General features: G+C 61.6%; 8 protein-coding genes. 7 read left to right on the top strand and 1 reads right to left on the bottom strand.

The features are described 5' to 3' along the window. A partial coding sequence (locus CG471_RS20390) for a transposase (RefSeq protein WP_373562059.1) occupies positions 1-135 on the bottom strand: 135 nt, incomplete at its 3' end. Positions 136-197: 62 nt separating this feature from the next. On the opposite strand from CG471_RS20390, the gene CG471_RS30745 reads away from it, so the two are divergent. From CG471_RS30745 to CG471_RS20360, 7 genes are all read left to right on the top strand, one after another. Next, positions 198-362: a hypothetical protein gene (locus tag CG471_RS30745; RefSeq protein ID WP_257211626.1), complete on the top strand. Its 165-nt coding sequence runs from the start codon at positions 198-200 to the stop codon at positions 360-362. A 453-nt stretch (positions 363-815) separates the two neighbouring features. Beyond that, positions 816-1151 carry a hypothetical protein gene (locus CG471_RS20385; protein WP_010338223.1) on the top strand — a complete coding sequence of 112 codons (336 nt, stop codon included), beginning with the start codon at positions 816-818 and terminating at the stop codon, positions 1149-1151. Positions 1152-1225: 74 nt separating this feature from the next. Beyond that, complete coding sequence (locus CG471_RS20380; RefSeq protein WP_010338224.1) at positions 1226-2488, top strand: TolC family protein; 1263 nt, start codon at positions 1226-1228, stop codon at positions 2486-2488. Between the two features lie 3 nt (positions 2489-2491). Continuing rightward, positions 2492-3649: an efflux RND transporter periplasmic adaptor subunit gene (locus CG471_RS20375; protein WP_010338225.1), complete on the top strand. Its 1158-nt coding sequence runs from the start codon at positions 2492-2494 to the stop codon at positions 3647-3649. Positions 3650-3653: 4 nt separating this feature from the next. Further along, entirely contained in the window at positions 3654-6881 is a 3228-nt protein-coding gene (locus CG471_RS20370) for an efflux RND transporter permease subunit (protein WP_010338226.1), read from the top strand. A 62-nt stretch (positions 6882-6943) separates the two neighbouring features. Beyond that, positions 6944-7438 (top strand): SRPBCC family protein, encoded by a 495-nt coding sequence (locus CG471_RS20365; RefSeq protein WP_010338227.1) that lies wholly within the window; start codon positions 6944-6946, stop codon positions 7436-7438. Continuing rightward, the gene (locus CG471_RS20360) at positions 7431-8054 is read left to right on the top strand and encodes a cation transporter (RefSeq protein ID WP_010338228.1); all 624 of its coding nucleotides are present in this window, start codon (positions 7431-7433) and stop codon (positions 8052-8054) included. Before CG471_RS20365 ends, CG471_RS20360 begins: the two co-directional genes overlap by 8 nt. Positions 8055-8082 lie beyond the last annotated feature (28 nt).

Genomic DNA, 8082 nt, shown 5'->3' with positions numbered 1-8082 from the left:
ATAGAGATAATAGGTCTGCTCGCTGACCCCGATCCGACGGCAGGCTTCGGCGGTCGAAGCCCCCTGCGCCAGCACGATCTCAACTTCACGCAGCTTGCCGATGATCTCTTCCGGCTTGTGCTTCTTGCTCGGCATTCAATGTCCCTTTCGCGGTCCAGACTATCATAGTCTCTGGGCCACTCAGCGGGGGGCAGATCATGATCGCCGATCAATTCTCTGACGTGTTCGATGACCTCCACGCCCGCATCAAGTGGCACCGCGCTGCTCTTCTTGTCGTTGGCGGCGTTCTGTCGCTCGGCGTGATTATAACGGCAGTCGCAGTCTGGAGGCTTTTGCCGGCCAACGGTTGGCAATGCCTCTAAGGGGATACTGCATGGATTTCCAGCCGTGATCTTCGTCGGAAATCAAGATCGCATCGTAGAAGAATGCATGAGCAATTATCGGGCGGCACTCACGGATTGAGAGGAAGCTTTGGTTCCCCGGATGGTCCGCGGATAAGCGGCATCAGAAAGCTTCTGTCTAAAGTGCAGCCTGATTCCAAAGGATCTGTAATGCCCATAAGACGGGGGGTGGCTATTTTGCAAATTGCGCCTTGTGTCTAGGTCGGTATGCAGATTTATTCGAATGATTCTTGTCTGTGCCATAATGTATATTTGATCGCATCATAGTTTAGGTAAAGTTAATCCGTGATGATATGGTGTATCAGTGCGCTATCATGGCACAATGATCTGATGTAACATTCGGAAACAGTCCAATATGCCGCGATTTTAATTTTGCAGATGACATTCTGCGAAAAGCCTACTATGTAGCCTGTCATGCGCCGCTTAGGACGTTTCCTGCTCTGCCTGCTTTCGTTGTCCATGCTGACGACGACGCTGGTGCATGCCCAGGAAGTTCCTAACGCCCGTGCCCCCACAATCGAGTGCACGGGTTACGTGCATAGCGAAGGGGACGCGGACCAGACGCAGGGTGATGCCGACAAGGCGATCCCGCATCATCATGGCGGTTGCCAGGGTGCTCCGGCTTTCGTTCCGGTCTCTGCAAGCGAAGATATGCTTCCGTTGGCGGTGGACGCGCCTGTGTTCATCCCTGCGCCGATTCCGTCCAAGCGCTGGGCCATCGGCCCCGACCTGCGCCCACCCATAGCCTGACAGAGCCATAATGGACCGTTGCGCCTGAATTCAGGCCGCCGGTCGTCCATGACTCGTGTTCAGGATTCCTATTCATGTTCCGATCCATTGCAGCCTTATTGGCTGCCGTGTCCTGCGTCGCTGTGGCGCAGGCACAGGAGATGCCCGCTGCGGTAGCGGGGGCGTCACCCTATACGCTTGATCAGGCAGTCGCCGCCGCTGGTGGCAGCGCCCCGGCGGCCGAAGCCGCGCAAGCCAATGTCGAAGCGGCCCGCGCCGCACGTACCGTCGCTGGTCTTCGTCCCAATCCCACCGTGCAGACGCAGGTGGAGAATATCGCAGGAAGCGGACCGTATCGCGGCGTTGGTAGCGCCGAGTCGACGGTCAGCATGGCTGTTCCCATCGAACTGGGTGGCAAGCGGTCCGCACGCATCGCGGTCGCTAATGCCCAGACCGACAAGGCGCTGCTAGTCTCGGCGATCACGCAGGCAGACATCAGGCTGCAGATCACGCAGCTGTATATCGAAGCGGCTGCTGCCGAACGGCGTGTCCAAACGGCACGCGATCAGGCGCGGATAGCCGGCGACGCCGCGAACGCTGCGAGTGTACGGGTAAAGGCCGGACGGGCCTCTCCGATCGAGGAGCAGCGCGCTAACGTTGCGAAGATCAACGCCGATGCCGAACTGGTTCGGACTATCCGGCTGGCACAGGCCAGCCGCGCTAATCTCGAGCGTCGGATTGGGCAACCGATGGGCGGACCGCTCGATACGGCTTGGTTGGAGCGCTTGCCACGTGGCTATGGTCCCGAAGTCCCACCGAGCGCGGTAGGTACGCTGGCCCTGGCTGCCGCAGACGCGGACCTTGCCGTAGCTGATGCCAATGTCCGACTCGCCAATTCTCAACGAGTCCCCAATCTCGAAGCTGGCCCCGGTTTACGCAGGCTGTCAGCCACCAACGATACGGCCCTGATCTTCACGGTCACGATGCCTATCCCGATCTTCAATTCGGGCAAGGCGGCTGTCGCGCAGGCTCGCGCGCAGCGCAATCAGGTGGAAGCCCAGAAGCGTATGACGGCACTCGACGTCGAGCAGGCCATCACCGACGCGCAGACATCGGCATCGAATGCCGCAGTCACTGCACAGACGGCTACTGGTCCTGCCCTTGAGGCAGCTCAGGAAGCGGCTCGTATTGCGCGCATCGGCTATCGCGAAGGCAAGTTCGGCCAGCTCGATCTGCTCGATGCCGAACGTACGCTCGCCCAGACGCGCCTCGCGGCCATCGACGCGCTCGCCTCTTACCAGAATGCCCGCGCGCAGCTGGAGCGCCTGACAGCGCCCGCGCCGGAACAGGGGAACTGATCCATGACATCTAAGAAGATCATCTACGCCGCCTTGCCCCTGTCCCTGATGCTGGCGCTCGCCGCTTGCGGAAGCGGTGCCGAGGAGAATCCGTCCAACGACGCGGCACCCGCTGCTGAAGCAAAGGCAGGGGAGAAAGCCGAAGAGGGCAAGATCACGCTCTCGGCCGATCAGATCGCATCGGCTGGCATTCAGACGGCGCGCCCGATGATGGGCGGCTCGGGCACGATCGAGCTCCCCGCTACCATCGATGGCGACCCTCAGGGCACGCAGGTGGTATCGGCCGCGATCGGTGGCCGCGTGGTTTCGCTGACCCGTAACCTTGGGCAGTCGATCGGTCGCGGCCAGACGCTTGCCGTGATCGAGAGCCGCGAGGCCGCCTCGCTCAACGCCGAGACCGAAGCTGCTCGCGCACGGCTGTCTCTGGCGAACAGCAATCTCGCCCGCGAACAGCGTCTGTTTTCGCAGCGCGTCTCGCCTGAGCAGGATCTCATCGCTGCCCGCACTGCGGCGACCGAAGCCCGCATCGCCCTTCGTCTGGCGCAGCAGCAGGTTTCTGCTGCGGGCACGGGTGGCGGCGGCCTCAATCGCATCGGCATCGTGGCGCCTATGTCGGGTCAGGTTATCGGCCGCAGCGTGGTGCTGGGGCAGACGGTCGCGGCGGATGCTGAATTGTTCCGCGTCGCCAACCTTTCGAGCGTGTCGCTTTCGCTCAACCTGCAGCCGCAGGATGCGGGCCGGGTGCGTCCGGGCGCAACGGTGAATATCAAGGCAGCTGGTCGACAGGCGACCGCGAAGGTGACGTTCGTGTCGCCGGCGCTCGATGCCAATACGCGACTGGTTCCCGTCATCGCGACTCTCGACAATCGTGATGGCCTCTGGCGCGTCGGCGAGCCGGTTACGGCATCGGTCGCGCTCACCGGCAGCGGCGGCGATGGCGCGATCCGTGTGCCGCTGACTGCGGTGCAGACAGAGGAGGGCAGGTCGGTCGTCTTTGTGCGGACCAAGACCGGGTTCCAGGCAACCGCCGTCCAATTGGGCGACAGTGCCGGCGACAGCGTGATCATCAAGTCGGGCCTGAAGGGCACCGAGGAGATCGCCACCGTCAATAGCTTCACGCTCAAGGCCGAACTCGGCAAGAGCGAAGCCGCGGAGGACTGAGCCGATGATCGCCCCAATCGTAACATGGGCGGTTCACAAGCGCTGGCTCGTCCTGCTGCTGACCGCCATTGCCGCCGTGATCGGCGCCGCCGCCCTGTCTCGCCTGCCTATCGACGCAGTGCCGGACATCACCAACAATCAGGTGCAGATCAACGTCCGTGCGCCCGCGCTTTCGCCCGAACTGGTCGAAAAGCAGGTGGCGTTCCCGATCGAGACTGCGCTCGCCGGCATTCCGGGCCTCGAATATAGCCGTTCGCTTAGCCGCAATGGTTTCGCGCAGGTGACGGCGGTCTTCTCCGATCAGACGGATATCTTTTTCGCCCGCCAGCAGGTCGGCGAGCGCCTGACAGGCGTGTCCGAGAACTTGCCCGATGGCGTAACGCCCGAAATGGGCCCGATCGCCACCGGTCTGGGCGAGGTCTATATGTGGACCGTCCGTCTGGAGCATCGCAAGGACGACAAGCACCAGCCGGGTGAACCCGGCATGCAGCCCGATGGCAGCTACATCACGCCGGAAGGCGAACGGCTGACGAACGACACCGACAAGGCGACCTACCTGCGTACCGCGCAGGACTGGATCGTTTCGCCGCTGCTGAAGAACACGCAGGGCTTGGCCGGCGTCGATTCGATTGGCGGCTATGCCAAGCAGTTCCTCGTCGTGCCCGACGTCCAGCGCCTGGCTTCGATGGGGATCACGCTGACGCAGCTCAGCACAGCCCTCGAACGCAACAACACCAGCGTCGGTGGCGGCTTCGTCAATCGCAATGGCGAAGGTCTGGCAGTCCGTGCGGACGCTCTTGTCCGTAACGCCGACGAACTTTCCAAGATCGTGGTGGCCACCCGGGAAGGTGTACCCATCACCCTTGGTCAGGTTGCATCTGTTCGTACCGGTCAGGCGATTCGCATGGGGTCGGCGTCCGAAAACGGAACTGAGGTCGTCGTCGGCACCGCCATCATGCGGATCGGCGAGAATAGCCGCACCGTCGCGACCGCAGTCGCCAACCGGCTGGAGGAGATCAACGCCTCACTGCCGCCAGACGTAATCGTCCAGCCTGTGCTGAACCGTACGGCGCTGGTGAACTCGACCATCAAGACGGTCGCCAAGAATCTGGGCGAAGGCGCGGTCCTTGTCATCGTGGTGCTGTTTCTGCTGCTCGGCAACTTCCGTGCCGCGCTGATCGCCGCCGTCATCATCCCGGTGACCATGATGCTGACCGGCTTTGGCATGTTGCGTGCCGGGGTGTCAGCGAACCTCATGAGCCTTGGCGCGCTCGACTTTGGCCTCATTGTCGATGGCGCCGTCATCATCGTCGAAAATGCCCTGCGACGCATGGCTGAGCATCAGCATCACGAAGGGCGTCTGCTCACCGTGAAGGAACGGCTGGATACGGTCGCTTCTGCTGCCCGGGAGATGATCAAGCCGTCGGTCTATGGCCAGGCGATTATCATCCTCGTTTATGTGCCGCTCCTCACCCTGACCGGTGTCGAGGGCAAGACCTTCGTGCCGATGGCGCTTACCGTCATCATCGCGCTGGTCTGCGCCTTCATCCTCTCCCTGACCTTTGTTCCCGCCGCGATCGCCCTGTGGCTATCCAAGCGGATCGAAGAGAAGGAAGGACGGATCATGAGCTGGCTCAAGGCCCGCTACGAACCCGGTCTCGACCGGGCGATGAAGCGGCCTGTAGTCACTGTCGGCGCTGGTGTCGGTGGTTTCGTTCTCGCGATCCTGGCCTTCATGTCGCTGGGACAGGTTTTCCTGCCGCAGCTCGATGAGGGCGACCTGTTGATCCAAGCCCTGCGTATTCCGGCGACGTCGGTGCAGCAGAGCCAGGCGATGCAGGTGCCGATCGAGCAGATGATGTCGAAGCAGCCGGAGGTGAAGTTCGTCTTCTCCAAGACCGGTACGGCCGAACTGGCATCCGACCCGATGCCGCCCAACGCCACTGATATGTTCGTCATCCTCAAGGACCGGAAGGAATGGCCGGACCCCAGCCTGAAGAAGGAGGAACTCATCTCTCGGATCGAGGGGGAACTCGCCAAATTCCCGGGCAACGCCTACGAGATCACCCAGCCGATCCAGATGCGCTTCAACGAGCTCATCGCCGGCGTGCGCGGTGATATTGCGGTCAAGGTCTTCGGGGACGACTTCAACTCGATGAACGCGACGGCGGAGAAGATCGCCAGCGTCCTGCGCCGCACGCAGGGGGCTGCCGACGTGAAAGTCGAGCAGACCACGGGCCTTCCGATGCTCGACATTCGGGTGAATCGCGACGCCATGGCCCGCCTCGGCGTTACCGCTCAGGACGTGCAGGACATCGTGAACGCAACGCTGGGCGGCCAGCAGTCGGGCATGATCTTCGAAGGCGACCGCCGTTTCCCGGTGGTGATCCGTCTTTCCGAAGATCAGCGTGGTGACATCTCGCTGCTCAGTCAGGTCCAGGTGCCGACCCCGAGCGGCCAGTTTGTTCCGCTGGCCAGCGTTGCGGATATCCGCGTCGTCGACGGTCCAAACCAGATCAGCCGTGAAAACGGCAAGCGTCGTGTCGTTGTCCAGGCGAACGTGCGTGGCCGTGACGTTGGCGGCGTGGTCGCAGATGCGCAGGCTGCCATTGGTAAGGAAGTGCGTCTTCCTCCAGGCAGCTATCTCGAATGGGGTGGCCAGTTCGAGAATCTGGCATCGGCTCAGGAACGCCTGCAACTGGTGATCCCGGCCTGCTTTGTCCTGATCCTGCTGCTCCTCTATGGAGCGTTGGGGTCGGTCCGTGATGCAGCGATCGTGTTCACCGGCGTTCCGCTCGCTCTGGTGGGTGGCGTGCTGGCCCTCTTCTTGCGGGGCATGGACTTCTCCATCTCCGCAGCGGTCGGGTTCATTGCGCTGTCCGGCATCGCGGTCTTGAACGGCCTCGTCATGGTGTCCTCCATTCAGGATCTCATGCGAACCGGCATGGAGCGCGCCGAAGCCGCTCGGGTGGGCGCGCTTCAGCGTCTGAGGCCGGTGGTCATGACGGCGCTGGTTGCGAGCCTTGGCTTCGTGCCGATGGCCCTGGGCAGTGGTGCTGGCGCCGAAGTCCAGAAGCCGCTGGCGACGGTCGTAATCGGCGGCCTGATCTCCGCGACGCTCCTGACCCTGTTCGTCCTGCCGACGCTCTATGCGCGATACGGCCGCACGACGATGGTCGAGGAGGATGATCCAGAGATCGAGGTCTCCCCGTCTGTTCAACCGCAGCACTGATGTGACGGGAGGGCAGCAACTGCCCTCCCGCCTCTTCCTGATCGAAGGAAAGGATCAGACCGATGAGAGAGGAAACCATATTCAGTCCTCAGATCTCGCGTTTGCGGGCGTGGACACTGTTGGCCGACCTCAATCGCTATGAGGCGTGGCATCCGCACTATTGTTTTGGTGCGGGGGTCGTCGAGCTTGGGAACAAGATCGACATGACCTGGACGCTGATGGGCAAGCAGGCATCGCTGGAAGCCAGAATTGTAGCCAATGATAAGCCCGATATCATCCGCTGGAGAGCAGCCACATTGCCGCTTTTCAGCATCGAAGAGGGGTATGAAATTTATGAGGATGAAACCGGTCTGCATGTCCGGCACAGCTTCGAATGCAAGGGCATCCTTGGATTGTTGGCACGCCCGCTAGCCACAGGCCTTCGCCGTCAAATGAGAACGCAGGATGCGAGTTTCATGGCGGCGGTGAAGCGCACGATCCGCGCAGTCTCTCCAGCCAATCGCCACAAGCGGCGCTCGCTCAGCGTGATCAAGGGCAGGGGGAAGAGCGATGGATGAAGCAACGAGCGGCGTCAATCAGCGCTTGGAGCGTAACACGCTCTGGATCGTGCTGATCCTCAACGTCCTCATATCTGCAGCCTTCTTCATCGTTGGCTTTACTGGAGATTCCAGCGCTCTCATCGCCAATGGCGTCGACAATCTGTCGGATGCGCTCGTTTATGCGCTGAGCCTTGTAGCCCTGAGCCGAGGCGTCACGTGGAAGAGCCGAGCGGCAATGTTCTCAGGCTCCATGCTGCTGGTCTTCGCAGTCGGCATCCTCATCGACGTCGGTCGTCGATATGTCTACGGCAGCGAGCCCATTGGCACGGCCATGATGGCGATGTCGGCTGTGGCAGCCATCGTAAACTTCATCTGCCTAAGGCTGCTGCAACGGCTTGAGCAGCCCGACGTCAACATGCGCGCAGCTACAACCTTTAGCTTCAACGACTTCATTTCGAATGGCGGCATTTTGATCGCCGGCGTGCTGGTTTGGTGGCTCGGCACAAACTGGCCGGATCTTCTCGTCGGCGTCGCCACTGCGCTGATCGCCATCAAGGGCGGGGTCGAGATCCTGAAGGATGCTCGTAGCGAAATTCGGGAGGCCAAGGGCCGCCCAGAAATCAAGGAGGCCTGAAATGACAACTCGTACTTCTCCGCAAGGA

Source organism: Sphingobium sp. IP1 (assembly GCF_002708645.1).
Taxonomy (GTDB): Bacteria; Pseudomonadota; Alphaproteobacteria; order Sphingomonadales; family Sphingomonadaceae; genus Sphingobium; species Sphingobium yanoikuyae.
This window is presented reverse-complemented; position numbering and strand designations above follow the sequence as displayed.